Source organism: Nocardia sp. NBC_01499 (genome assembly GCF_045040275.1).
In the GTDB taxonomy this organism is placed as follows: Bacteria; Actinomycetota; Actinomycetes; order Mycobacteriales; family Mycobacteriaceae; genus Nocardia.
Genome location: NZ_CP109426.1, coordinates 9,199,107 through 9,224,470 on the forward strand (window position 1 = coordinate 9,199,107; position 25,364 = coordinate 9,224,470).

Genomic DNA, 25,364 nt, shown 5'->3' on the forward strand with positions numbered 1-25,364 from the left:
GTATCACCAGGTCACCGAGAGGACCTTCGGCCCGCGCACCATCAGACCGACCTTCCACGGCACCTCCTCGAACGGCACCGCGAGCCGCAGACCCGGGAACCGGCGCAGCAGCGTGCCGATCGCCACCTGCAGTTCCATTCTCGCCAATTGCGAACCGAGGCAGTGGTGCACGCCGTGACCGAACGCCAGGTGCGGGGTGTGCTCCCGGAGCAGGTTCAGCTCGGCGGGGTCATCGAAGACGTCCTCGTCGCGGTTCGCGGACTGCGCGTTGACGAACACCGATTCGCCCGCCTTGATGGTGACGCCGCCGAGTTCGACGTCCGCGGTGGCCACCCTCGGCAGCTGGCCGCTGGTGTTGAGCGGCACGAAACGCAGCAGTTCCTCGACCGCGCCGGGCACCAATTCCGGTCTGTCGCACAGCAATTCCCACTGCTTCGGGTTGGTGAGCAGCAGGTAGACGAAGTTGGCGATCTCGTTGGAGGTGGTTTCGTGGCCCGCGACCAGCAGTTCCTGGCTCAAGGTGATCAGCTCCACCTCGCTCAGCTTGTCCTCGTCGTCGCGCGCGGTGACCAGCGCGCCGAGCAGGTCGCCGGTCGGCTGCGCTCTGCGCTGTGCCACACATTCGATGAGGTATTCGTCGAGGGCCGCGCGGGCGGCGGCGATCTGCTCGGGGTTGTAGGCGGTGGTGGTCAGCAAGGCGTCCGAGAAGGCCCGGAATCGGTGGTGATCCCGCGCGGGCACGCCGAGCATTTCGCAGATCACGGTCACCGGTAAGAACAACGCGAACTCCGGCACCAGGTCGGCGGGCGACCCGGCCGCTTCGATCTCGTCGAGCCGCCTGTCCACGATTTCCTGCGCGCGCGGGCGCAGTTCTTCGACCCGGCGACTGGTGAACGCCTTGGCGACCAGCCTGCGCAGCCTGGTGTGCTCGGGCGGATCCATGCTCAGAATCGACGCGGGCCTGGTCGGCGTCGGCATGATGCGCGGCAGGTCGAGGCGGCCGATGGTCACCGCGCGGCTGAATCGCTGATCGGTGAACACCACTTTGGCATCGGCGTGCCGGGTGACCAGCCAGCCCTCGCCGCCGTAGGGCAGCTGGATGCGCGAAATCGGGTCGTCCTTGCGGAGTTTCACGAAATGCGGGTCGATGTCGAGGCGGAAGGGCGCCCCGAAGGGGTACTGCGGCGCCTCGATATTCGCGGTCATGCGACGGTCCTTATTCTTTTCATTCGGCTCATGAGGCCCTCCGATGCGGTGGATCTGAAATCAATTCGATTCTCACCGCTCGGTGATAAGACACACCCCCTGACGGCTCACTTGGGAGACGTAGGGGTTCCCTTACCGAAATGGGTATTTCACTCCAGTTCGGGCCGGTTTCGACCCTTGTGTCACCCCGCCTGCGGTAATTTCTTTTGGCAACCGAGCCTGGTCGTCGGCGGTGTACGCGCAGTCCTTGGTGGTCGGTTTATTTTCGAAGAAGGATGATCGGAGCGTCCTCGGCAGACGTCGGAATCTCCGTCACTTGTGTCAGGAGATACAGCGGTTAAGATGCGGATCTAAACGAGTGGTTATCTCTGGGCGCGGGTGTCGCTCGTAGCGAGTGGCGTCTTTCGGGCACATGATGGGTGCGTAATGCATGGGTTCTTTGTCGGAAAAGTCGGAGTCGAACCCTTTTGATCTACACCGCGCAATTCGAATCGACCCCAGAATTTCCGGGTTGACAACGCCGTCGTAGGCGAGAAGGCTCAGCTCGTAGGACCAGTTGCGCGCAATGCGACCAGCAGCCAGACCATCGTGTCCGCCACGAGTGCGGCGCGACGATGCGGGGGTGGTGCAAGCAGTACTCCGTCCGAGTCCGAGCACGGGCCGAGCTCTCGCTGGACGACGGGTCCCCGTGGTGGGGAGCGTCTTCCAGCAACCTCCCAGGTTCGCACGGTTGACCGACGGCACCGTCGGCATCGGGACGGCCCTATGTGCAGGCCCGTCCGCTGAGCTTATTCCCGCGGTAGGGGACCGCGATGCCGGACGAACACGCGCCGCGATTCGGATGATAGGCATATTGACAAGAGGAGAGGAGTGAACGTGGCTCAGACGCCATATCAAGCCGCGTTGGACTGTCTATCGGAATCCCTTGACGACGTAATGGGCGGTTCGGGACGGTTCGTACTTATCAATGGCGGATTATCCATCGGTAAAACAACATTACTCAGAGAATTCTCGCAGCTCGCCGTCGGATCCGGCACATTATCGTTGTATGCGACGGGGTCCGAAACGGAACAATCGATGCACGGCGCCGTCATCGGCCAATTGTTCGGCAATTCGGAATTGCCGGAAGAGGCCATCGAGCGCATGGCAGGTCTGCTCGACGCGACAGAATTCCCGAATGTCGACGATTCGAATTACCAGCAGCTCGGCGCAGCACAGAATATCCGCGAAATATGCCGCGTGCTGCTCAACCTCGCCAAGGTCAAGCCGGTGGTGATCTGCGTCGACGACATCCAGTTCGTCGACGACAAGTCCCTCCAACTGTTGCTCGCCGTGCGACGGCGCATCACCTCCTCTCGAATACTGATCGCCATCACCGAGCGCGAGCCCTACCCCGCCACCTGGTCGGCGGGTCACGCCGAAGTCGTCCGTCAGCCGCACCGCGCCGTGCGCCTCGAGCTGTGGCCCCTAGCCGCGGTCGCGGACACCCTCACCCAGTGGGTCGACCCGGCGACCGCCGAGCGCCTGGCCCCCGCCTGGCACGAGCTGACCGGCGGCCACCCGATCCTGCTCGCCGCACTGTCCGACGATCAGGCGAAAGCCGGTTGGCCAAGCGGCGATACCGCCGATGCGCCGCCTGCGGTCGGCCGCAAATACATGCAGGCGGTGCTCGGCTTCGTCTGCCGATTGGCGCCGCAGTTGATCGAGGTCGTGCACGCCATCGCGGTGCTCGGCCCCGACGCCACCGTCGAATCGGTCGCCCGCATCACCGACATCAATCAGAACGTCGTCGAGCAATCGATCGAAATGCTGACGTGCATGGGTCTGCTGCGCGAATGCCGAATCCGGCACCCGGCCGCCGAGCAGGTCCTGCTGGCGAGTTTGTCGGCGGACCGGAGCGTGCAATTGCAGATGCGGACCGCCGAGCTGCAATATCAGCGCGCCGCGTCCTGCGGTGTTATCGCGAAGCGGCTGTTGGCGGCGGGCAGTATTCCGGCACCCTGGGCGGTCCGCGTATTGCGGATCGCCGCCGACCAGGCCGAGGCCGACGAAAACATCGCCATGGCGACGCGCTGCCTTGAACTCGCGCTGACCAGCGCGGCCGCCCCGCAGAAGATCCGGATGACCAGCACGCTCGTCCTTCTCTACTGGCGGATCAATCCGTCGGTCGCGACCAGATACGCGGCGACGCTGCACGGTCCGCTTGACCGAGGCGAACTGCAGGGTCGAGACGTGATCGCGGTACTGCGCTGCGCACTGTGGAACGGCGACAAGGAAACCGTCGCGAAATGCCTTACCCTTTTGCCGAAACTGATCGGCCCCGAGGATGCGCATCTCGCGGCGCAAATACGAATCGCGCGGCTCTCGATCTTCGGCCCCGCGCAGCAGGGGCTGCCCGAATTCGGCGACCCCGCCCGCGTCAACAACGAACCGTGGACCATGACGGCCAACACCCTGAGCACGGTGTTGACCCACGGCGGCAGCGCGGCCGCCACCGCGAGCGCCGAACAGGTCCTGCAGAGCTGCCGTCTCGACGATTTGGAATTGGAGGCGGTCGCCGCGGCGATCATGTCGCTGATCGCGGGTGATCGGCTCGATCGCGCGGTCGCCATGTGCGACAGGCTGATCAAGGATGCCAAGCGCCGCGGACTCGTCACCTGGCAGGCGGTGCTGACCGCGCTGCGCGCCGGTGCGCTGCTGCGGCGCGGCGAGTTGGCGGCGGCCGCGATGCAGGCCGACGCCGCCTTGGAACTGTTGCCGACCGAGGGGTGGGGTGCCATGATCGGCAGCCCGCTGACCACGATCCTGCTGGCCAACACCATGATGGGCAACCTGAAGGCGGCGGAGGAGGCGGCCGGTATTCCGGTGCCAGAGGCCATGTTCGGCACGGTGACCGGGCTGACCTACCTGCACGCCCTCGGCAAATACCATCTCGCCACCGATCGGGTGCTCGCGGCGGTCGGCGACTTCCAGACCTGCGGTCGATTGATGCGCGATTGGGAACTGGATGTCCCCGCCTTCATCCCGTGGCGCGTCGACCTGGCCGAGGCCAACCGGCGCCTCGGGCACAGCGGTGCGGCAAGGGAATTGGTGCGCCAACAGTTGAATCAGCGTGTGCCACTTGACATGCGCACCAGGGGCGTCGCGCTCCGAGTACTGGCCGCGTGCAGCGCGCCGCATCAGCGCGCGGCCTTCCTGCGCCAAGCCGTCGATTGTCTCCAGCGGCCGGGGGATCGGCTGGAGCTTGCCACGGCGCTGTCCGAGCTGAGTCAGGTCTACCAGGAGGTCGGCGAACTCGAGCAGGCACGGGCGGTGGCTCGGCGCGCGACGCAGGAGATGCGGACCCATCAATCCGGGGTGATGTTCCTGGTGATGGCCGAGGGGCGAGCGGCACCCACCGAGAAACCGATCGAGGAGAGCGCGGACTCCGCGCCGACGCTCAGCGACGCCCAGCGCCGGGTCGCCGAATTGGCGGCACTCGGCTACACCAACCGGGAGATAAGCCGTCGGCTGTTCATCACGGTCAGCACGGTCGAGCAGCACCTGACGAAGGTGTATCGCAAGCTCGGGATCAGCAGCAGGGCCGACCTGCCGACCGGGCCCGCGCTGCAGGAAAGCACGGTGTCCGAGCAGGATTACGAGGGCGCCGACGCCAGTCTGTAGCCGCGACGGACGATGGTGAGACATATGTCTACTACAAATGTCTAAGACGCTGCTAATCTCGACTGATGGGCAATCGCGAAGACCTGCTGTCGGGAGCACGTAAGGCCATTCTCGAGCGCGGACTCGCCAAGACCACCGCGCGCGATATCGCCAGCGCGGCCGGGGTCAGCCTCGCGGCCATCGGCTACCACTTCGGCTCGAAGGATCGGCTGATCACCGAGGCGATCGCCGAGTCGCTCGGTACCGAGATCGGCGACGGCATGGAGGACGCGATCCGGACCGGCGGGGCGGACAAACCGCTGCGCGATGCCCTGGCGCCCACCTGGACCGGCATGCTCGAGGTGGTGCGGCGCAACCACGAGGCGATCCTGATGAGCGCGGAGAACTCGCTGCTCGTCGCGCGCTCGCCGGAGTCGCAGCAGTACATGGCCGAGGCGACCGAAAACGCGTTGGCCGATCTCACGGTGATGTTGCGCGAGGTGCACCCTGATCTGTCCGACGAGCAGGCGCGAGCCGTCGTGACCTTCTACTTCATGCTTTTCCAGGGCGTCGCGATAACGCATCTGATCGCACCGGCGGCCGCGCTGATGGACGGCGAGCAGCTGGCCCTTGCCGTGAAAACGTTGCGCGACATGTAGTTTCGCGTCGGTTCAATGACCGGTCGCCACCGCGGGCGCCGTCATGGACACCATCAACCGCAGGGCATTGGCCAGGTCCTGCCCGCTCGGCGCGCGCTCGGGTTCCACCAGCCACTGCGACATTACCCCGGTCGCGAGTGCCTGGAAAAAGGAACCCATCGCGCGCACGGTCCCTTCGTCGAGTTCGGCGTTGTCCTGCCCGGTGATGGCTTGGAACATCTGTGTCATGCCTTCGCGGCCGTCCTGGATCGCCGCGGCGAGCGCCTCGCGCACCTCCGGCACCCGGTCGACCTGGGCGAAGACCTCGAAGCTCGCCAACCACACCTGACGCTGGGCGCTGAACTGCTCGACCAGGCTGCTCCAGATCGCCTCAAAGCGTTCGATCGGGGTGGCGTCCGGGGCCATTTCGGTATTCAGCGTGCGGCCGAGTCCCTCTGCCGAGTCCTTGATCGCATCCATGAGTGCGACGTTGAGCAGGGCTTCCTTCGAGCCGTAGTGGTAGACGATCGAGGCGAGGTTGGTATTCGAGGCCGCCACGATGTCGCGCGAAGTGGTACGCGCGTACCCGATCTCGATCAGACAGCGCTTGGCGCCGACCAGTAGATCCTCACGATGTCCCATGGGCTACATCCTATCAACTATTCCACACAGTCGTATTATACGTTCGTTCGTGTCAGACAAATGTTCTATACGAGTGGATTGTACGTAGGTATAATACGGGTGTATATTCTCCTCATGACTGATGCAAAACCCCTTGCCGGGCGCAAAGAATGGCTCGCCCTGGGTGCCCTGACCCTCCCGCCGTTGGTGATCGCGATGGACCTCACGGTGCTGTTCTTCGCGGTCCCGTCCATCTCCGCCAGTCTGAAACCGACCAGCGTCGAACAGCTTTGGATGATCGATATCTACGGCTTCGTGCTGGCCGGAATGCTCATCACCATGGGCGCGCTCGGTGACCTGATCGGCAGGCGCAGGCTGCTACTGATCGGCTCGATCGTCTTCGGCCTGGCCTCCGTCTCGGCCGCGTTCGCGACCAGCCCCGAACTGCTCATCGCGGCACGGGCGGTGCAGGGGCTGGCCGGTGCCACGCTGATGCCCTCGGCACTTGCGTTGGTGCGCAGCCTGTTTCATGACGAAAAGCAGCGCCGTAGCGCGATCGCGGTGTGGTCGACCGGCGTCGCGGCAGGCACCGGCATTGGTCCGGTGATCAGCGGGCTGCTGCTCAACAACTTCTGGTGGGGCTCGATCTTCCTGGTCAACGTGCCGATCATCCTGGTTTTGCTGGTGCTTGTCGTCACGCTGGTGCCCGAGGCGAAGGTGCCCAGGCACCTGGTCGGCAAGTTCGACCTGTTCAGCTCGGTGCTCTCGCTTGCCGCTGTGCTCACCGTCATCTGGGGCGTCAAAGAGTGGGCCACGCAAGGGTATTCGCCGATTCGGGTGGGTAGCATCGGCGTCGGTGTCGTCCTCGCCGCGATCTTCCTGATCAGGCAGCGGCGCCTGGCCAACCCGATGATCGACTCGAAGTTGTTCGGCTACAAGGGTTTCGCGCCGGTGCTGCTGCTCAGCCTGTTCGCGTTCTTCTGCGTGCTCGGGTTCGGCCTCTTCAGCACCCAGTACCTGCTCGAGGTCGTGGGTAAGCGCCCACTGGAGGCTGGGCTCTGGATGCTGGTCGTGCCGGTCGTCACCGGCATGATGGCGCCGCTCGCGGCGGGGCTGGTGAACAAGATTCGGCCCGCCTACGTGATCGGTGGCGCGTTCCTGATGATCGCGGCGGGCTTCGCGGTGATGACACAACTGCCTTCCGACGGCAACCTGTGGCTCGTGCTGATCGGCATCGCCCTGATCGGTGGCGGCAGCGGTGCCGTCCTGGTGCTGGTGACCGACCTGATCGTCGGCATCGCCCCGCCGGAGCGGACCGGCTCGGTGTACGCGCTGCAGCGGACGTTCCAGGAACTCGGCGGCGCGTCCGGCATCGCGATCTTCGGCAGTATCGGCGCGGCGATCTATACGCGTGAATTCGACAAGCAGCTGCCCGACGCGATGAACGCGACGCTGCCGCCCGCCGTGCACGAAACCGTCGGCGCCGCAACGTCGGTCGGCGCCCAGCTGCCGCCGCCGGACGGTCCGGCACTGCTCGATATCGCCAAGGTCGCCTTCACCACGTCGCTGCACACCAGCGCGATGGTCGGCGTCGGGGTCGCCGTGTTCGCCGCGCTGTTCGCGGCGTGGCGGCTGCACCACATCTCCTACGCCGACCAGCAGGCGGCCGGCCAGGCGCCGATGGCAAGCCGAGGACCTGCGGTCAAACAGGCCACCGCCCGCAAGTGAGGGCGCGCCCGCGGTCGGTTCGCGGACCGTCGAGCCGACCGCGGCGCGGTCACCACTGACGAGCGAGTCCTCTACATCGAATTCGGTTGATGTCTGCAATTTCTCCATCCTTTCAGCGCATGCGCATCGCATCAATGAACAGTTCGAGAAGGCGGATTGAAAATGAATACTGGCTGCACCTTTGGATGTCTTTCCGGCCGGTCGGCCGGACGCCCTAGCGGAGAGATATATATGCGAGTGCACGCGAGCCCCGGCGTATCGGCCGCGATCCTCGCCGATGGGTCATTGGTCCTGACTTCCGAGCTGACCGGCGCCGGTTATCGGTACAGCTCGGTGAACGCGGCCATGTGGATCGCGCTGCGCCAGCACGGCGGCGACTGCGACGCCGCGGCGAACATGCTGGCCCTGGTCTGGGGAGCGGACCCGGTGAACGCTCGTGCCGATATGGAGTTGTGGGCCGAGGAGCTCTGCGACGCCGGACTGGTGCACATCGGCTGCTGAGCACGCCCGTGGCGGTGGTCCAGGGGTGTTAGGGGCTTTGTTTAGGGGCTGAGAATGCCACGGACGCCGGTAGTTTTTGCAATTGGCCGCAAAAGCTTTACCCCCCACCGGAGTTCGAAGGGTGTTCTGGAGATGACTGACTTCGTCGATGTGACTGCCGCGGAATCGGCAGGCGGTACGGACGACACAACGGAACCTTATGACTTTCCGTTGGCGAGGCAGCCATCCTGCCCCTTCGCGCCACCGCCGGAATACGCGCAGATGCGGGCGTCCAATCCGGTGGCCAAGGGCAAGCTCCGGTGGTCCGGTAAAGAGGTCTGGCTCGTCAGCAAGCACGAGGACGCCAAACAGGTGCTCAGCGATACGACCATGAGCTCGAACTGGAAGCACCCCGGCTATCCGCTGCAGGTCCCCGCCCCGGACGAGGTCATTCAGATGATCGAGCTCCCGATGGTCGCCATGGACCTGCCCGCGCATCGGGCCCGCCGTCGCCTGTTGACCCCCGAGCTCACGCTGCAGAAGGTGCAGGCACTCCGCCCGCGAATCCAGGAGATCGTCGACGAGCACGTCGATGCGATGCTCGCGGCCGACGGACCGGTGGATCTCATTCAGGCCCTTGCGTTTCCGGTACCGGCGCTGTTGTTCTGCGAGCTGCTCGGGGTGCCAGCGGCGGACAGCGAACTGTTCAAGCGCGTCACCCAGACCCTGGTCCGCAGTGATGTCGAACAGGACGAGATGATGGCCGCGCAGGTCGAGATGGAGACCTATCTCAACCAGCTGATCGCGGCCAAGGAGAGCACCGACGCCGACGACGTGATCCACCGGATCATCGTCAAGAACCGCGACGGCGGCGGGCTCGACCGTGGCGACATCGTCAATATCGCCAAGGCGATGCTCTTCGGCGGCTACGACACCGCGTCCAACATGATCGCGCTCGGCACCCTGGTGCTGCTCGAGCACCCGGATCAGCTCGCCGAACTGGCGGCCGATCCCTCGCTCATCCCCGGCGCCGTCGAGGAGCTGCTGCGCTACCTCAGCATCGCCGACTCGAGCCCGGCCCGGGTCACCACCGAGGACGTCGAGGTCGGCGGGCAGTTGATCCGCAAGGGGGAGGGCATCATCGTGCTGACCGGTTCGGCCAGCCGCGACGACGACGCGTTCCCGGACGCCGCGACCTTCGATATCCACCGCGACGCCCGCGGCCATTCCGCCTTCGGTCACGGTATCCACCAGTGCCCAGGCGCGAATGTGGTGCGGGTGGAGCTCGAGGTCGTGTTCGGCACGCTGCTGCGCCGGATTCCCGGGCTGAGGCTTGCGGTTCCGCTGGAGTCGCTGTCGTTCAAGAGCGGCACCCTCGTGCACGGTGTCAACGGCGAACTGCCGGTGACCTGGTGAGGAAGGGAGCTCGTGTGTCCACCCATAAGTTCAGCCGAAGGACCATGCTCGGCACGGCGGCGATCGCGGCCGGAGCTGCGGCGGTAGTCCCCGGCGTGCTGGCGGTCAATGCCTTGTCGCCCAACGGTTCCGAAACGAAGGCCGAAGCCATGCCATTCATCCTCTCCGCGCCACCCTCGCTGACCATTCGCGCGGACGCGCTGTATCCCGAAGGCGTCGTGTGGGATCCGATGCGCCAGGCCTTCCTGGTGAGTTCGACTGGGCGCGGGACGATTTCGATCGTCGGCGCCGACGGTGAGCTCACCCCGTTCATCACCGAGCAGGATCCTCGGGTCGTCTCCACGGTCGGCCTACAGGTCGATATGGCCAGGCTCCGGCTGCTCGTCGCCTTCCACGACTTCGGCTTCGGTGCGCGCACGTCGCCGAACACCACGCTCAAGTCCGCGGGCCTGCTCGTCTACGACTTGGTCACCGGACGTCAACTGGCACTTGTCGATCTGGCGATCGGCGCGGGGCCGGTGTACGCGGCCGACCGGCTGACGCTGGATCGGTCCGGCACCGCCTATGTCTGCGACCCGGCGGCCGGTGCGGTCTACAAGGTCACCCCGGACTTCCAGGCGTCGGTCGTGGTGCAGCACCCGCTGCTCGCGGCGAGCGCGCACGGCGCGGGCGTTGTCGGCATCGCGCTCGACGAGGCCAACGGTGTAGTGCTCGGAATGAACTACAGCGCGGGCACTTTGGCGCGCATCCCGGCGGCGGACCCGAAGTCGATCGCGCAGGTGCAGCTGGACCGCATGCTGTTCGGTTCGGACGGCATCACCATGGGCCCCGACGGTTCACTACTCGTGGTCTCGAATCATCTTGCGGCAGAGAATGGTTCGGAGGCGGTCACGCAGCTGGCGACGTCCGACGGCTGGGTGTCGGCCAGGACCGTCGCCAGGCACGAGCCGTGGGCGATACCGGCGCCCACCGATCTCACCGTGACCCCGTACGGCACCTATGTGCTCAGCGGCCGGGTGGACAGCCTGTTCGGTGGCGGCCCCGCCGCGACCGACTTCGTGCTGCACCGGATCTGATCGAGCGCGGGCGCGTCGCGGATTCCGCAGCCGAGCGGAGCTGAATCATGTTCGAACTCAACGAGGTTCCCTCCGGCGGTGTGGAGCTGCGCGGCGCGTTCGCCTGCTTTCCCAGCGGCGTGGTCGCGGTGTGCGCGGAGGTGGACGGGCTGCCGTGCGGCTTGACCGTCAGCACCTTCGTCCCGGTGTCGCTCGACCCGCCGCTGGTCTCGTTCTGCGTGCAGAACAGCTCGCGGACCTGGCCACGGCTGGCCGCCGCGGGCTGTCTCGGCGTTAGCCTGCTCGGCACCGGCCAGCAGCAGACGGCCCGCGCGCTGGCGGCCCGCACCGGTGATCGCTTCCGCGACATCGACTTACACCGCGGCCATGGTGCCGCGGTGTTCGTCGTCGGTGCCTCCGCCTGGATCGAGGGGGCGATCGACGCCGAGGTGCCCGGCGGTGACCACACGGTGGTCCTGTTGCGCATCCACCGCCTCGCCACCCGCGCCGAGGTGGAGCCACTTGTGTTCCACGGCAGCCGTTTTCGCGAGCTGCACGCCTGACAACAGCACTCGAGCCCGGCCGATCGGCCGGGCTCGAGGTAGTTGTTCGGCCGCGGGTCATTTGCCCGCGTTGACCACCGCCCCGCCGTCGACCTTCAGCTGTGTTCCGGTGACATAGCGCGACTCGTCGGAGGCCAGGAAGGTGACCGCGTGCGAGACGTCGATCGGCTGCACGTAGGGGATCGGCATCGCCTGGACCATCGGGAAGGCCGGCTCGGCGTCCGCGCGCGTCGGGTGCTCGAGGTCAGGCCGGAAGACCTTGTACATGGCCTCGTTCTGCAGCATGTCGGTGTCGACGTTGGTGGGGTGCACCGCGTTGATGCGGGTGCCCGACGGAGCAAGGACGGTGGCGAACCAGTTGACGTAGGCGGCAAGCGTTGTCTTGGCGAAGGCATAGCCCATGCCACCCGGCCCCATCGCGCCGAGCGGGCCGTAGTGCGTGATCAGCCCGGCCGCCGAGCCGATGACGATGATCGACGCGCCGTCGCCGAGGTGCGGGAGTGCCGCGTGCACGGTGTTGAGCGTGCCGCTCAGGTTGACGTCGACGGTGTCGGTGAAGGCGACGGCCGGTCGACCCGCGCCGACCGGGCTGATGCCAGCGTTGGCGATCACGACGTCGAGCTTGCCGAGTTCGCTCACACCCTCGGCGAGTGCCGTGCGCAGCGCCGCGTAGTCGCGGACATCGGCCTGCTTCGCCACGATCCGGCGGCCGGTCTTCTCGACCAGCCGCACGGTCTCTTCGAGATCTTCCGCACTGGCCAACGGATATTCGACGATATCGATGTTCGCGCACAAGTCGATCGCGATGATATCGGCGCCTTCCTCGGCCAATCGCACGGCGTGGCTTCGTCCTTGCCCACGTGCCGCGCCGGTAATCGCGACCACTTTACCTTCCACTCGGCCCATGAGGTCCTCCGTTGCTGCGTCGAGAAATATTTCGAGGTTATTTCTACTCGTCCCGACGTCGCTGTGGACCGGCTGCCGGGCCCCTAATCGGCACGGCCGGTGGATATTTAGGGGCTCCCTTACCGTCGGGTGCCGAAATCTGGTGACCGACCCCTGACTTCGGACCGACCACGGCCGAAGTCTTGTTGTCCGGAAAAGACGAACGAATACTTGCTGTTATTCCCGCACATTTCCCGATGAAAGACAGCAAAGCATGAGATTCGGACTGCTCTACCATCATCAGGTGCCGCGGCCCTGGTCGGCCGACAGCGACGAGCGCGTGCTGCGCGAGTCGCTCGAACAGGTCGAGCTGGCCGATCGGCTCGGCTTCGACTACGTCTGGGCCGCGGAGCATCACTTCCTCGACGAGTACGCGCATTCGTCGGCGCCCGAGGTGTTCCTCGCCGCGGCCGCCGCGAGGACCAAGCGGATCCGCCTCGCGCACGGGATCGTGTCGTTGCCGCCCGCGGTGAACCATCCAGCGCGCGTGGCCGAACGCTTGGCGACGCTCGATCTGATCTCCGGCGGCCGAGTCGATTTCGGCACCGGGCAGGGCAGCACGCAGCACGAACTCGGCGCGTTCGGCATCGAACGGGCGACCAAGCGGGAGCAGTGGCGCGAGGCCATCGACGTGGTCATCCGGATGCTCACCGAGGTGCCCTTCACCGGGCATCAGGGCACCTGGTTCAGCATGCCGCCGCGCAACGTCGTCCCGAAACCGAAGCAGCGGCCGCATCCGCCGCTGTGGGTCGCGTGCAGCTCGGCGGACACCATCAACACGGCCGCCCGCTACGGAATGGGCGCGCTCTCACTGGCTTTCGTCACTCTCGAAGAAGCGCGCAAGTGGGTCGAGTCCTACTATTCGATCCTCGCCTCGGAGGAGTGCGTGCCGATCGGCCGGGCGGTGAACCCGAATTTCTCTGTGGTCATGCCGTTTCTGTGTCACGAGGATCAGGAGACCGCCTACGACCGCGGTCTCGACGGCGCCCACTTCTTCGCCTACGGGTTCGCGCACTACTACCTGCGCGGCGAACATCGGCCCGGCGTCACCGATCTCGCGGCCGAGCTCGCGCAGTACGGCGAAATGGCCGGATTCACCAGGCATTTGGACGACGCGACCAGGGCACAGCTGCCGCCGGATCTCGTCGCGCGGCTCGAGTCGCTGCGCCGGGGCATCGGCACACCGGAGAAGCTGCGGGAAATGGTGCGCGCGTACGCCGACGCGGGGGTCGACCAGATTATCTTCCAGGCGCAGACCGGTACCACCTCGCACGAGCACATCTGCGAATCGCTCGAGCTGTTCGCCCGCGAGGTGATGCCCGAATTCGTGGACGGGCGCGAGGCGCACGAACAAGCCAAGCGCGACCGGCTCGCGATACCCGTCAAAGAGGCATTGAGCCGGGTCGAGGTGCCGGCAAAGGATGTCTCCGACTATGTCATCAGGACCGATATGGAGGAGTTCGGGCCGACCCCGCCGACGGCCGGTTGACAACCCCCGCTCTTTTAGGGGTGCGCTGTCGCAGGCTAGGGGCCGATGGATATAGCGGAGGCGTCCGCCGCCGGATTTGAATATTACCGACGGGGCGCTCGAGTTCTCGCTCGCCAGCAGGTGAGGAAGGTACAAACAATGCAGCTGAAATTCGGCGAGTCGGCCACGATCAGTGGCGATCTCGCGTCTATCTGGGATACCGCGACGGATGTCGAACGCTGGTCAACCTGGGATCCACACCTGCTCGGCTCCGGCTTCGAAGGCGAATTCGTGCCCGGCGCCCAAGGCTGGACTCGACCCAAGGGCACGCCGAAGAACGCCAAGGGTCCGTTCAAGGTGACCGCGGTCGACCCGCAGCGGTCGTTCTCCACCGAATCCCCGATGCCGATGGGGAAGATGCTGATCGACACCCGCTACGAGCCCGCGGGCCCCGGCCGGGTGAAGGTGAGCCGCGATGTCGCACTGCACGGCGGTTTCGTGCCGTTCTTCTGGCTTGTCTTCTACCGCAAGATGCGTCGCGATCTCGTGTCGACCTTCGTCGCGCTGGAGCGGGAGGCGCACCAGCGCGCGACGGAGGGTAAGGCACGATGACTCGCGCGGTGGTGCTCGGCGGCGGCATGGCGGGGATGTTGTCGGCGGCCGTGCTGGCCAGGCACGTCGACGAGGTCGTCGTGCTGGAATCGGATGCCTACCCGGCCGCGCCGGGCCCGCGTAAGGGACTGCCGCAGGCATATCAGAATCACATGCTGATGGGCGGCGGGGCGCAGGCCGTCGACCGACTCCTGCCCGGCACTACCGACGCGCTCATTGCCGCTGGCGCACAACGTCGTTCGATCGGGAACCAGTTCTTGATCCTGACCGCGGAGGGCTGGTCCGGGCGGTTCGCGACCGACGCGTTCGTGATCAACAGCAGCAGGCACCTGGTGGATTTCGTAGTGCGGCAACAGGTCTTGCGCGATCCGAAGATCACCGTCGCCGAGGCGACAACGGCGACCGGGTTGCGCGGTGACCGCGACACGATCACCGGCGTCTACGCCGACGGCGGCAAGCGGACCTTCGACGCCGACTTCGTCGTCGACGCGACCGGCGCGAGATCGAAAGCGCCGCAATGGCTTACCGAACTCGGTCTGCCCATGGTCGAGGAGCAGTTCTTGGATGCCGGTCTCGCGTACGCGGGCCGCTGGTACGAACTGCCCGACGGTGCAGGCGCCGATTTCCCCGGCGTGCTGATCCAGGCGGAGCCCGCGACCGGACGGCCGGGTCGTGGTGCGGCATTGATGCCGAACGAGGACGGCCGCTGGATCGTCGCGCTGATGGGCACCAGGGGCGCGCATCCGCCGCATGACGAGGAAGGGTTCCTCAATTACGCACTGGCACTGCGTCATCCGATCATCGGGAACATCCTGTCCGCCGCGCGCCCGCTCGGCACCATCCGATCCTCCCGCGCCACCGCGAACCGGCGCCGGTTCTTCGAGCAGATGCGGATGCCCGGCAATTTCGTGGCGATCGGCGACGCGGTGACCGTGGTCAGCCCGAATTACGCGACCGGAATGTCGGTCGCCGCGCTCGGCGCGCTGGCCCTGAGTGAGCGCCTCGACCGGACCGGGCTCGGCCGCGAGTCGGTGGTCAAGGCGCAGGCCGCGATCGCGAAAGCCGGGAACTGGCCGTGGCAGATGGCGCTCGGCAACGACCGCTGGTTCCCCGGCGTCGAGACGAACGTGCGGATGGAGCAGCTGTTCGGGATGGATCTGTCCGGCGTGCTCGGCCCGTTCCAGCAGCGGATGACCGCGCGCTGGCAACGGACCGCGGCGGCGAACTTCGCGATGTCGCGGGTGACCCACGATATGACCGCGTTGACCGGGTCGCCGGCGGCGATGATGAGCCCGCGACTGATGTGGTCGCTCATCCGCGGCCCGCAGCGGCCGCCGCTGACCGCGCCCGCCGCGATCGCGCAGTTCCCCGAGTTCGGTGAGCTGCCGTACCCGGCCGCCGTGGTCGAGGACCTGCCGTTACCGCAAGTCGAAGGCGCGAGATGACCACGGCGGCAATGCATTTGACCGTGCTCGGCGCGGGCGTGATGGGCACGAGCATCACCACGCTCGCGCTCGGGCACGGCCTGCCCGTCGAACTCGTTGACGTCGACGAAGAGAAGCTGACCAAGGCCCGCGCGGCGATCGAGCGACAGCTCAGGATGGCGCAGCTGATGGCCGCCCTGCCCGCCGACGTGCGCCGCGGCGAACTCGTCACCAGCGTCGATTCCGAGGGCGCGGCGGGCTCGGTCGCGGTGATCGAGGCGATCACCGAGGACGCCGGGCTCAAGGCCAAGGTGCTCGCCGAGGTCGCCGCCGCGGTCCGGCCGGGCACCCCGCTGATCACCAACACGTCGTCGATTCCGATCGCCGAGCTGGCCACGGCGGTGCCACGCCCCGAGGAACTCATCGGCACCCATTTCATGAACCCGCCGTACCTGATCACAACGGTCGAGGTGATCAGGGGTCCGCAGACCGGTGACCGCACGCTGGCCTCGGTGCGCTCGCTGCTGACCGAACTCGGCAGGCAGGCCATCGTGGTCCGCGACGCACCCGGCTTCGTGACCAGCCGGGTGCTGCATCCGATGATCAACGACGCGATCCGGATCGTGCACGACGGCACCGCAAGCGCCGAGGACGTGGACGCGCTGATGCAGGGCTGCCTCGGCCACCCCACCGGCCCGCTGCGCACGGCGGACCTGATCGGCCTGGACAACCTCGCCGACTCACTGTGGGTGCTGCTGCAACGCACCGGCGACGAGGGCTGCCGCCCCTGCCCGCTGCTGCTTGACCTGATCGAACGCGGCGACCTCGGACGCAAAACCGGCCGCGGTTTCTATCACTACGAGGAGTCATTGCAATGACTGCATCCGCTGTCCCCGCCTCGGTGACCGATGACGACGACGTCGAACGGTCCCTGCTGGCCTTTTTGGCGAAGAAGACCAAGACCTCGTGGGAGGTCGATCGCGAGCTGTTCGTGGTGGGCGGGTTGTCGTCGCTGTTCGCGATGGAACTGGTCGTGCACCTCGAGCAGACGTTCGGCGTCGCGATCGGCGGCCCGGATCTGAAGCTGGACAACTTCCGCACTGTGCGCGCGATGGTCGCGCTGGTCGCCAGACTCCGTGCGCCCGACGGTGAGTAGTCCGGCCGAGCCCGCCGACCTCGCCGTCGAATTGCTCGGCGAGGATGCCGCGGCATGGGATCTGGCGGGTGCGCTACCGCGTGACCTACTGGTCGACCTCGGCAAGCGCGGGCTGCTGTGCGCCGAAGTGCCAACGCAATACAACGGACTCGGGCTGAGCAGCGAACACAATGGTGAGCTGACCGCGCGGGTCGGCGCGGTGTGCAGTTCGGTGCGCAGCGTGATGACCTCACAGGGCATGGCGGCGTGGACGATTCAGCGACTCGGCACCCGTGAACAGCGCGCAGCTTTTCTGCCGTTGCTGACCGGCGGGGCGCTTGCCGCGGTCGGGTTCAGCGAATCCGATGCTGGCAGTGACCTTTCCGCGCTGACGACGTCGTTCACCGCGAGCGGTGACTCGATAGTTGTTGATGGCGCGAAGGTTTGGGTGACGGCCGCCGCCTACGCCGACCACTTGGTGATCTTCGGCCGATACGGCGATGGTGCCGCGGCGGCGGTTATCCCGGCGTCCGCGCCCGGCGTGACGATCGAACGGGTGCCGCATCCGCTCGGCTGTCGCGCCGCGGGACACGCGAACATCACCCTGGACGCGGTCCGGGTGCCCGTTACCTCGGTGCTCGGCGGCGCCGGACTGTCGTTGCCGCTGGTTGTCACCGCGGCACTGTCCTACGGCCGCATGTCGGTCGCGTGGGGTTGTGTCGGCATCTTGCGCGCCTGCCTGGCCGAGGTGACCGAACATGCCGCCACCAGAACACAATTCGGCAAACCGCTGGGCGAGCACCAGCTGGTGGCCAGGCACGTCGCGGCACTGGTGGTGTCCGAGCAGATCGCGACCAGGGTCTGCGAGCATGCCAGCCGCTGCTGGGACAGCGGCTCCGCCGAGCTGGTCACCGCGACCGTGCTCGCCAAATACGTCAGCTCCGAGCATGCCGCGCGCGGTGCGGCGACCGCGGTGCAGGTGTTGGCCTCGGCCGCGGCACACGACGGCCATGTCGTCGCGCGCGCGTATCGCGACGCGAAATTGATGGAGATCATCGAGGGCAGCACCGAACTGTGCCAGCTCATGCTGGCGCGTGCCGCCCTCGGACCGAGTAGGGAGGGCAGGCCGTGAACGCAGCACCGACCATGGTGAAGTGTCTGGTCTGGGACCTGGACAACACGCTGTGGCAGGGCACCCTGTCCGAGGACGGCGCGGGCACGGTCTCCGATACCGTCCGCGCCGTGCTGCATGAACTCGACACCCGCGGCATCCTGCACGCGGTGTCGAGCAAGAACGACCACGACCACGCGTGGGCGAAGCTCGAGGCGCTCGGTCTCGCGGAATACTTTGTGCTGCCGCAGATCAACTGGGGCCGCAAGTCGGACTCGGTGCGCCGGATCGCCGAGCGGCTCAACTTCGCGCTCGGCACCCTCGCGTTCATCGACGACCAGCCCACCGAGCGCGCCGAGGTCGCCTACCACCTGCCCGAGGTCAGATGTTATGCGGCCGAACAGGTTTCCGAGCTGACCGGGCTGCCGGAGTTCACCCCGCGGGTGGCCACCGTCGACTCGCGTCGCCGTCGGCAGATGTACCAGGCCGGTTTTCGGCGCGACGCCGAACGCGACGGCTACACCGGGCCGGACGAGGACTTCCTGCGTTCGCTCGACCTGGAGATGCGGATCGGGCGGGCCACCGAGGACGAGCTCAGCCGGGTGGAGGAGCTGACGCTGCGCACCAGCCAGATGAACGCGACCGGTGTGCATTACAGCGATGCCGACCTGCGCGCGCTGCTGGCCGATCCCACCCACGAGGTGCTGGTGATCAGCATGACCGATCGGTTCGGTCCGCACGGCGCGGTGGGAATCCTGCTGCTGGACAAAGGCATTGCCGCATGGCATGTCAAACTGCTTGCCACCTCGTGCCGCGTCGTCTCGTTCGGCGCTGGCGCGACCATCCTGCGCTGGCTGACCGACCGGGCCGCGCGCGCCGGGGTACACCTGGTCGCGGACTTCCGCGCCACCGAACGCAATCGGATGATGGAGATCGCCTACCGCTTCGCGGGATTCGAGGACGCGGCCTGTGCCTGCCTGGCCACCCTCGCCCCGGTCGACGGGATCCAGCGCTTGCATCTGGTGCCGGACCGTCAGCCCGAATCGACAACCATCCGGCTGATCGCACCCGAACTGGGCGTGCCGATGCCGTCGCAGTGACCTCGGTCCAGAAAGGGGACAACCATGGCCAACCAGCTCGACAGCACACCCGGCCTGCTCGGCTACGTGCGCGATGTCTCACTCCGCGATGACGAAATCCTGCGCGAATTACGCAGGGAGACAGCAGATCTGCCCGGCGGCGTGGCGATGCAGGTGATGGCGGAGGAGGGGCAGCTGCTCGGCATGCTCGTTCAATTGACCGGTGCCGCACAGGTACTCGAGATCGGCACATTCACCGGGTACAGCACGTTGTGCATGGCCCGCGCGCTCCCGGTCGGCGGCAGGCTGGTGACCTGCGACATCACCCACCGCTGGCCCGCCATCGCGGCGCCGTACTGGCGGCGGGCCGAGGTGGCCGACCGGATCGAGCTGCGCGTCGGCGACGCCGTCGACACCTTGGCCGCGCTGTCGGCCGAACGCGGGCCCGGCAGTTTCGATCTCGCCTTCATCGACGCCGACAAGGCGAACTACCCGACCTACTACGAACTGTGCGTCGACCTGGTCCGGCCCGGTGGCCTGATCATCATCGACAACACGCTGTTCTTCGGCCGGGTGATCGATCCGGCCGCGCAGGACGCGGACACCGTCGCGGTCCGCGAACTCAACGCGACCCTGTGCGACGACGAGCGGGTGGATCTTTCGCTGCTGGTGATGGCCGACGGCATCACCCTGCTGCGCAAGCGATGAACGGGTAGGGGTCCGAATAGGGATTTAGGGGCAGGTGCGTGTGGTCAATCAGTCCGTCCGCGACTTGAATGATGTTCGGTAGCAGGGACTTTGGACCGGTTGCCGATATGAGCAGGTGTGCGTAGGGAGTTAGCTGTGAGCGAGCGTCAGCGAGTGAACCGACGACGCAGTGTGCCATCGCGCACGACGGAGCCGAGCGTTAGCGAGGTGGAGTCGTGAGCGATGAACGGAAGTTGCTCGACTATTTGAAGCGGACACTCGGCGACCTCCGCGAGACCAGGCAGAAGCTGGCCGCGGCCACCGCCGCGACGAGTGCGGATCCGATCGTGATCGTCGGCATGGGCTGCCGGTTTCCCGGCGGCATCAGCACCCCGGATGACCTGTGGCGCGTCGTGTTCGACGGAGTCGACACCATTTCCACCTTTCCCACCGATCGCGGTTGGGATACCGACCTCTACCACCCGGAGCCGGGCAGGCCGGGTAAGACGTACTCGCGGCAGGGTGGCTTCCTCTATGACGCTGCGGATTTCGATCCGGCGTTCTTCGGGATCAGCCCGAACGAGGCGCGTTCGACCGATCCGCAGCAGCGTCTGCTTCTGCAAACCTCGTGGGAAGCACTGGAACGTGCCTGCATCGATCCGACGTCGTTGCGGGGCAGCGCGACCGGTGTGTTCGCCGGTGTGATGTATCACGACTACGCGCTCGGTGTCGAGGTCGGCGGCACCAGCGCGGGCAGCTTCGTCACCGGGCGGGTCGCCTACACCCTCGGACTGGAGGGGCCGGTGGCGACCGTGGACACGGCCTGTTCGTCGTCGCTGGTGGCGCTGCACCTCGCCGCTGCCGCGTTGCGCCGCAACGAATGCGCGCTCGCGCTGGTCGGCGGCGTCACGGTGATGGCGAACCCAGATATGTTCGTCTACTTCAGCACGCAGCGCGGCCTGGCGAGCGACGGCCGGTGCAAGTCGTTCGCGGCCGCCGCCGATGGGATGAGCTGTTCGGAAGGTGCCGCGGTACTGGTGCTCGAGCGGCTCTCGGACGCGCGGCGCAATGGTCATCCGGTGTTGGCGGTGGTGGCGGGGTCGGCGGTGAATTCCGATGGTGCGTCTAATGGTTTGACGGCGCCGAATGGCCCGTCGCAGCAACGGGTGATCCGCCAGGCGTTGGCCAGTGCCGGTCTGTCGGTCGCTGATGTGGATGCGGTCGAGGCGCATGGCACCGGCACGAAGCTGGGTGATCCGATCGAGGCGCAGGCGTTGCTGGCGACGTATGGCCAAGGGCGGGCGCAGGATCGGCCGTTGTGGTTGGGGTCGATCAAATCGAACATGGGGCACACTCAGGCCGCGGCCGGAGTGGCGGGGATCATCAAGATGGTCATGGCGATGCGTCATGGTGTCCTGCCCAAGACACTGCATGCGGAAGAGGCGACACCGCAGGTGGATTGGGCGGCGGGGAATGTGCGGTTGCTGACCGCGTCCCGGCCGTGGCCGGAGGTCGATCGGCCACGACGGGCCGGGATTTCCTCGTTCGGTCTGAGTGGCACGAACGCGCACGTGATCGTGGCGCAGGCACCGGAATTCGCTGTGCCGGAACGGCTGTCGTTGCCGACGGGTGTTCCGCTGCCGTGGGTGGTCTCGGGTCGCGATGAAACGGCTCTGCGGGCCCAGGCGCGGCGGCTGCTCGCTCATCTCGACGAGCACTCTGATGCGATCGATGTGGCTTACACGCTGGCGATGGGCCGGGCGGCATTGGCGCATCGTGCGGTCATACTCGCCGACGATCGCGTTACGGCGTTGGGGGCGTTGGCATCCGGTACACCAATGGTGGATGTGGTGCGGAACGCGGCGCGCGACGGGCTGACCGCGATGGTGTTCACGGGTCAGGGTGCGCAGCGGTTGGGGATGGGCCGCCAGTTGTATGCGGCGTTCCCGGCGTTCGCGGCAGCCTTCGATGAGGTGGTGGCCGAACTCGATACGCACCTGGAGCGGCCACTGCGCGCGGTGATGTGGGGTGATGACGAAGATCGGCTGAGCCAGACGATGTGGGCGCAGGCGAGTCTGTTCGCCTTCGAGGTCGCCTTGTTCCGACTGTTCGAATCATGGGGTGTTCGAGCGGATTTCGTGGTCGGGCATTCGATCGGCGAGCTGACCGCGGCGCACGTGGCCGGGGCCTTGTCACTGACGGACGCGTCCCGATTGGTGGCGGCACGCGGTCGGTTGATGCAGGCATTGCCCACCGGTGGCGCGATGGTCGCGGTGCAAGCCAGCGAAGCCGAGCTGACCACTGACCTCGTGGACGGCGTGAGTATCGCGGCGATCAACGCGCCCGGCTCGGTGGTGGTGTCCGGCCCGGCGGAGCAGGTGCTCGCCCTCGCCGATCGGTGGGAGTCACAGGGCCGCAAGACAACTCGGTTGCGGGTGTCTCACGCATTCCACTCGGTCCTGATGGAACCGATGCTGGCGGAGTTCGGCTCGATCGCCGAATCCGTCACGTATCGAGTACCCGAGCTGGCCGTGGTGTCGAATCTGACCGGTCGCCCCGTCGATGCTTTCGATGCCGCCTACTGGGTGCGGCACGTGCGGGAGACGGTGCGTTTCGCCGACGGCGTGCGGTATTCCCTCGCTGAGGGCGTCACCCGGTTCATCGAACTCGGCCCGGATGCCGTGCTGGCGAGCATGATTCAGCACACCATTGATGAGGACGATACCGCCGCCACCCTGGTGGTTCCCGCACTGCGCGGTGATCAGCCCGAGGTCAGCACCGTGGTCGCCGCCTTCGCCAACCTGTATGCGTCGGGTGCGCCGGTGAACTGGGCGGCGTTCTTCGCCGGGCATGGCGCTCGCCCGATCGACCTACCCACCTACGCCTTCCAGAACGAACGATTCTGGCTGGCGTCCCGGTCCGGCGGCACCGGGATCGCCGAGGCAGGCCTCGACACCACCGGGCATCCACTGGTCCCCACCGCGGTGGCGCTGCCCGAGGGCCTCGTGCTGACCGGCCGAATGTCCACGCAGGCTGAGCCTTGGCTCGGCGAACACCACGTGCTCGGAACCGCAGTCCTACCCGGCGCTACCCTCGTCGAACTCGCGCTGCGAGCGGCCGACGAACTCGGCTGCGCACTGGTGCGCGATCTCACCGCGAACGCCGCGCTCGTACTGCCCGAACAGGGCGGCACCGACCTACGCGTCGTAGTCGGCGGCCCGGACGTGGTCGGCGACCGACCGTTACACATCTACTCGCGTGCCGAAAGCAGTGCGCGGGCATGGGCAGTCCACGCGACGGGCACCCTCGCGACCGGACCAACACCGACGGCACCGTCCCTGCTCGGCGGACTACCCGCCGACGCACAGCCGATCGCCGTCGCGGACATATACGAGGCACAACAGGGCCATCTGTACGGACCGGCACTGCGCTGTCTGCGGACGGTCCGGCGCCGCGGCGAGGAACTCTTCGCCGAGATCGTGCTCCCCGAAGCCAGCGACGCGGGCTCCTTCGAGACGCATCCGGCACTGCTGGAGGCGGCGGTCCAACTGTCCCGGTTCCACCTGGGTGCGACCGCGTCCATGCCCGCCACCTGGACTCGAATTGCGTGGCATAGTAGGGATTCCGCGATTTCGCTAGTGCATGTCGCGCCGTCGGCCGAGCACGGCGTGACAGTGTTGTTCGCCGACGACACCGGCCGCGCCGTCCTGTCGGTGGAATCGCTGCGGTTCCAGCCGGTGACGGTGGCGGACCTCAGCACCGGGGTCGCATTCGACATGCTGTTCCGGCTGGACTGGATACCGGCCCCGACTGCGTTCCCGGCCGCCGAACCCGCCGCCTTGGGCCCGGGGATTGCCGGGCTCGGACTGCCGGCATATCCCGACATCGCGACGTTGGCAAACATCGATCAGCCACCAGAAAGTGTTCTGTTCCAGTGTGTTCCGGGCACGGATCGCCGCGCGCTTGTCGCGGACACGATGGCCGCGGTGCGCTCCTGGCTGGCCGAGGACCGGCTCGCCGCAACCAAGCTCGTAGTGCTCACCCGGCACGCGACCGACGCCGCCGACCCGGACCAGGCGCTGCTGTGGGGACTGGTCCGCGCCGCGCAGGCCGAACACCCGGACCGAATCATGCTGCTGGACACCGGCGAAACGATCACCGCGGCCGCGCTGACCGACGCGCTCGGCGCGGGGGAGGATGTGGTCGCGGTGCGGGCGGGCACGGTGCTCGTCCCGCGTCTGCTGCCGATATCGCGCGGCGACCGGCCGATGTCACTGGCGACGGGCACCGTGCTGATCACCGACGGCACCTCGGGCGTCGGCGCGATACTGGCACGCCACGCGGTGTCCGCGTACGGCGCTCGACGACTACTGCTGACCGGCCCGCCGAACTCCGACCTCACCGCCGAGCTGGCCGAGCTGGGTGTCGAAACCCGCATCGCCGCATGCGATCTCGCGAACCAGGACGAGCTGGCGACCATGCTGGCCGACGTACCCGCCGAGCATCCGGTGACGGCCGTGCTGCACAACGCGACCGCCACGGACAACGCACTGTTCGCGACAATGTCGCAAGAACAGCTGTCCGCGGTGCTCCGCCCCCAGGTAGAGGGCGCACTGAATCTCCATGCGGCCCTGCGTGATCTGTCCACCTTCGTGCTGCTGACTTCATCCACCGGACTCCTGCACGCGATGGGCCAGGCGAATCACGCCGCCGCGAGTACCTTCCTGCACGCCTTCGCCGAACACCTGAACTCGCTGGGCCGCCCAGCCACCTCGATCATGCTCGGCCCATGGGAGCCACTCGTCGGCCCCGATCCGGAATTGCGCCGCCGGATAGACCAATTGGGCACACCCGTGCTGTCCACCGACGAGGGATTACGCCTGATCGACGCGGCACTCACCGTCGACCAGCCCGCCGTCGTCGCGCTCGGTCTCGACCACGCTGTCCTGCGGGCAGGCGCGACCGAACTGCCCCCCGTGCTGCGTGAGATCGTGCGAGTACCAGGTCGCACCCGGCGCGCCGGAGACGCCGAGCTGCGGCAGCGGCTTTCGGAACTGAGCGCTCCGGAACGGGCACGGGTGCTGCTCGACCTGGTCCGCGCGGAAGTGGCGGCCGTGCTCGGCCACCCGTCCGCGGCAGCGGTAGCAGCGGATCGGGCGTTCCAAGAACTCGGCTTCGACTCGCTGGCCGCCGTCGAACTGCGCAAGCGCCTCGGCCGGGCCGCCGGACTGAAACTGCCCGCCGCGCTGGTCTTCGACTACCCGACGGCACGAGCGACGGCCGGATACCTGGACATCGCACTCGCACCGGTCACCGCCGACCCCGCCGTTCCGGTACTGCTCGAGGTCGATCGACTGGCCGACCTCCTCGCCGGAACGTTGCCGGATGGCATCGAACTCACCAGGATCACCACCCGCCTCGAGGCATTGCTGCGCGGCTGGCAGGACGCGCACGGCAACGCGGACCCACCCGAACCGGCACGGCACTACGACGCCGCCTCCGACGACGAACTCTTCGCCGCATTGGACAGCGAACTCGGCCTCGCCTAGCCGCG

Annotated in this window: 19 protein-coding genes; 16 read left to right on the forward strand and 3 right to left on the reverse strand. The window is 66.9% G+C overall.

Features of this window, described 5'->3' with window-relative positions:
- Positions 1-3 precede the first annotated feature (3 nt).
- Positions 4-1,206, reverse strand: a complete 1,203-nt coding sequence (locus tag OG203_RS41995; protein ID WP_405162750.1) for a cytochrome P450 — start codon at positions 1,204-1,206, stop codon at positions 4-6.
- 876 nt (positions 1,207-2,082) lie between these two features.
- On the opposite strand from OG203_RS41995, the gene OG203_RS42000 reads away from it, so the two are divergent.
- Both OG203_RS42000 and OG203_RS42005 read left to right on the forward strand, forming a co-directional pair.
- The gene (locus OG203_RS42000; protein WP_405162751.1) at positions 2,083-4,869 is read left to right on the forward strand and encodes an AAA family ATPase; all 2,787 of its coding nucleotides are present in this window, start codon (positions 2,083-2,085) and stop codon (positions 4,867-4,869) included.
- 65 nt (positions 4,870-4,934) lie between these two features.
- A complete protein-coding gene (locus OG203_RS42005) occupies positions 4,935-5,507 on the forward strand; it encodes a TetR/AcrR family transcriptional regulator (protein ID WP_405162752.1) in 573 nt (190 codons plus the stop codon).
- Between the two features lie 12 nt (positions 5,508-5,519).
- Here the strand turns inward: OG203_RS42005 and OG203_RS42010 are convergent, their stop codons facing one another.
- Positions 5,520-6,128 (reverse strand): TetR/AcrR family transcriptional regulator, encoded by a 609-nt coding sequence (locus OG203_RS42010; protein WP_405162753.1) that lies wholly within the window; start codon positions 6,126-6,128, stop codon positions 5,520-5,522.
- A gap of 114 nt (positions 6,129-6,242) precedes the next feature.
- On the opposite strand from OG203_RS42010, the gene OG203_RS42015 reads away from it, so the two are divergent.
- The 5 genes from OG203_RS42015 (at position 6,243) to OG203_RS42035 (ending at position 11,349) form a co-directional block, all read left to right on the forward strand.
- Positions 6,243-7,835, forward strand: a complete 1,593-nt coding sequence (locus tag OG203_RS42015; RefSeq protein ID WP_405162754.1) for an MFS transporter — start codon at positions 6,243-6,245, stop codon at positions 7,833-7,835.
- Positions 7,836-8,066: 231 nt separating this feature from the next.
- Positions 8,067-8,336 (forward strand): hypothetical protein, encoded by a 270-nt coding sequence (locus OG203_RS42020; protein ID WP_405162755.1) that lies wholly within the window; start codon positions 8,067-8,069, stop codon positions 8,334-8,336.
- A 132-nt stretch (positions 8,337-8,468) separates the two neighbouring features.
- On the forward strand, positions 8,469-9,731 hold the full coding sequence (locus OG203_RS42025; RefSeq protein WP_405162756.1) for a cytochrome P450: 1,263 nt from the start codon (positions 8,469-8,471) through the stop codon (positions 9,729-9,731).
- Positions 9,732-9,745: 14 nt separating this feature from the next.
- Positions 9,746-10,807 (forward strand): hypothetical protein, encoded by a 1,062-nt coding sequence (locus OG203_RS42030; protein ID WP_405162757.1) that lies wholly within the window; start codon positions 9,746-9,748, stop codon positions 10,805-10,807.
- A gap of 47 nt (positions 10,808-10,854) precedes the next feature.
- Positions 10,855-11,349, forward strand: coding sequence for a flavin reductase family protein (locus tag OG203_RS42035; RefSeq protein WP_405162758.1), 495 nt, complete (start codon positions 10,855-10,857; stop codon positions 11,347-11,349).
- A gap of 57 nt (positions 11,350-11,406) precedes the next feature.
- On the opposite strand, the gene OG203_RS42040 is transcribed toward OG203_RS42035, so the two are convergent.
- On the reverse strand, positions 11,407-12,255 hold the full coding sequence (locus OG203_RS42040) for a mycofactocin-coupled SDR family oxidoreductase (RefSeq protein ID WP_405162759.1): 849 nt from the start codon (positions 12,253-12,255) through the stop codon (positions 11,407-11,409).
- 253 nt (positions 12,256-12,508) lie between these two features.
- On the opposite strand from OG203_RS42040, the gene OG203_RS42045 reads away from it, so the two are divergent.
- The 9 genes from OG203_RS42045 to OG203_RS42085 all read left to right on the forward strand — a co-directional run bounded on the left by OG203_RS42045 (position 12,509) and on the right by OG203_RS42085 (position 25,359).
- The gene (locus OG203_RS42045; RefSeq protein ID WP_405162760.1) at positions 12,509-13,783 is read left to right on the forward strand and encodes an LLM class flavin-dependent oxidoreductase; all 1,275 of its coding nucleotides are present in this window, start codon (positions 12,509-12,511) and stop codon (positions 13,781-13,783) included.
- Positions 13,784-13,921: 138 nt separating this feature from the next.
- A complete protein-coding gene (locus OG203_RS42050; protein WP_405162761.1) occupies positions 13,922-14,374 on the forward strand; it encodes an SRPBCC family protein in 453 nt (150 codons plus the stop codon).
- Positions 14,371-15,819 carry an FAD-dependent oxidoreductase gene (locus OG203_RS42055; RefSeq protein WP_405162762.1) on the forward strand — a complete coding sequence of 483 codons (1,449 nt, stop codon included), beginning with the start codon at positions 14,371-14,373 and terminating at the stop codon, positions 15,817-15,819. The genes OG203_RS42050 and OG203_RS42055 overlap by 4 nt, the downstream gene beginning before the upstream one ends.
- Positions 15,816-16,676, forward strand: a complete 861-nt coding sequence (locus tag OG203_RS42060) for a 3-hydroxyacyl-CoA dehydrogenase family protein (protein ID WP_405162763.1) — start codon at positions 15,816-15,818, stop codon at positions 16,674-16,676. Before OG203_RS42055 ends, OG203_RS42060 begins: the two co-directional genes overlap by 4 nt.
- The gene (locus tag OG203_RS42065) at positions 16,673-16,954 is read left to right on the forward strand and encodes an acyl carrier protein (protein ID WP_405162764.1); all 282 of its coding nucleotides are present in this window, start codon (positions 16,673-16,675) and stop codon (positions 16,952-16,954) included. The genes OG203_RS42060 and OG203_RS42065 overlap by 4 nt, the downstream gene beginning before the upstream one ends.
- Entirely contained in the window at positions 16,947-18,065 is a 1,119-nt protein-coding gene (locus OG203_RS42070; protein ID WP_405162765.1) for an acyl-CoA dehydrogenase family protein, read from the forward strand. Before OG203_RS42065 ends, OG203_RS42070 begins: the two co-directional genes overlap by 8 nt.
- On the forward strand, positions 18,062-19,144 hold the full coding sequence (locus OG203_RS42075) for an HAD-IIIC family phosphatase (protein ID WP_405162766.1): 1,083 nt from the start codon (positions 18,062-18,064) through the stop codon (positions 19,142-19,144). Before OG203_RS42070 ends, OG203_RS42075 begins: the two co-directional genes overlap by 4 nt.
- Before the next feature lie 24 nt (positions 19,145-19,168).
- Positions 19,169-19,831, forward strand: a complete 663-nt coding sequence (locus OG203_RS42080) for a class I SAM-dependent methyltransferase (RefSeq protein ID WP_405162767.1) — start codon at positions 19,169-19,171, stop codon at positions 19,829-19,831.
- A gap of 215 nt (positions 19,832-20,046) precedes the next feature.
- A complete protein-coding gene (locus tag OG203_RS42085; RefSeq protein ID WP_405162768.1) occupies positions 20,047-25,359 on the forward strand; it encodes an SDR family NAD(P)-dependent oxidoreductase in 5,313 nt (1,770 codons plus the stop codon).
- Positions 25,360-25,364 lie beyond the last annotated feature (5 nt).

Coding starts and splice junctions, on each gene's coding strand:
- OG203_RS42010 (WP_405162753.1), bottom strand. CDS start 6,128: ATGGGACATCGTGAGGATCTACTGGTCGGCGCCAAGCGCTGTCTGATC.
- OG203_RS42080 (WP_405162767.1), top strand. CDS start 19,169: ATGGCCAACCAGCTCGACAGCACACCCGGCCTGCTCGGCTACGTGCGC.
- OG203_RS42055 (WP_405162762.1), top strand. CDS start 14,371: ATGACTCGCGCGGTGGTGCTCGGCGGCGGCATGGCGGGGATGTTGTCG.
- OG203_RS42015 (WP_405162754.1), top strand. CDS start 6,243: ATGACTGATGCAAAACCCCTTGCCGGGCGCAAAGAATGGCTCGCCCTG.
- OG203_RS42005 (WP_405162752.1), top strand. CDS start 4,935: ATGGGCAATCGCGAAGACCTGCTGTCGGGAGCACGTAAGGCCATTCTC.
- OG203_RS42035 (WP_405162758.1), top strand. CDS start 10,855: ATGTTCGAACTCAACGAGGTTCCCTCCGGCGGTGTGGAGCTGCGCGGC.
- OG203_RS42045 (WP_405162760.1), top strand. CDS start 12,509: ATGAGATTCGGACTGCTCTACCATCATCAGGTGCCGCGGCCCTGGTCG.
- OG203_RS41995 (WP_405162750.1), bottom strand. CDS start 1,206: ATGACCGCGAATATCGAGGCGCCGCAGTACCCCTTCGGGGCGCCCTTC.
- OG203_RS42060 (WP_405162763.1), top strand. CDS start 15,816: ATGACCACGGCGGCAATGCATTTGACCGTGCTCGGCGCGGGCGTGATG.
- OG203_RS42050 (WP_405162761.1), top strand. CDS start 13,922: ATGCAGCTGAAATTCGGCGAGTCGGCCACGATCAGTGGCGATCTCGCG.
- OG203_RS42020 (WP_405162755.1), top strand. CDS start 8,067: ATGCGAGTGCACGCGAGCCCCGGCGTATCGGCCGCGATCCTCGCCGAT.
- OG203_RS42065 (WP_405162764.1), top strand. CDS start 16,673: ATGACTGCATCCGCTGTCCCCGCCTCGGTGACCGATGACGACGACGTC.
- OG203_RS42040 (WP_405162759.1), bottom strand. CDS start 12,255: ATGGGCCGAGTGGAAGGTAAAGTGGTCGCGATTACCGGCGCGGCACGT.
- OG203_RS42025 (WP_405162756.1), top strand. CDS start 8,469: ATGACTGACTTCGTCGATGTGACTGCCGCGGAATCGGCAGGCGGTACG.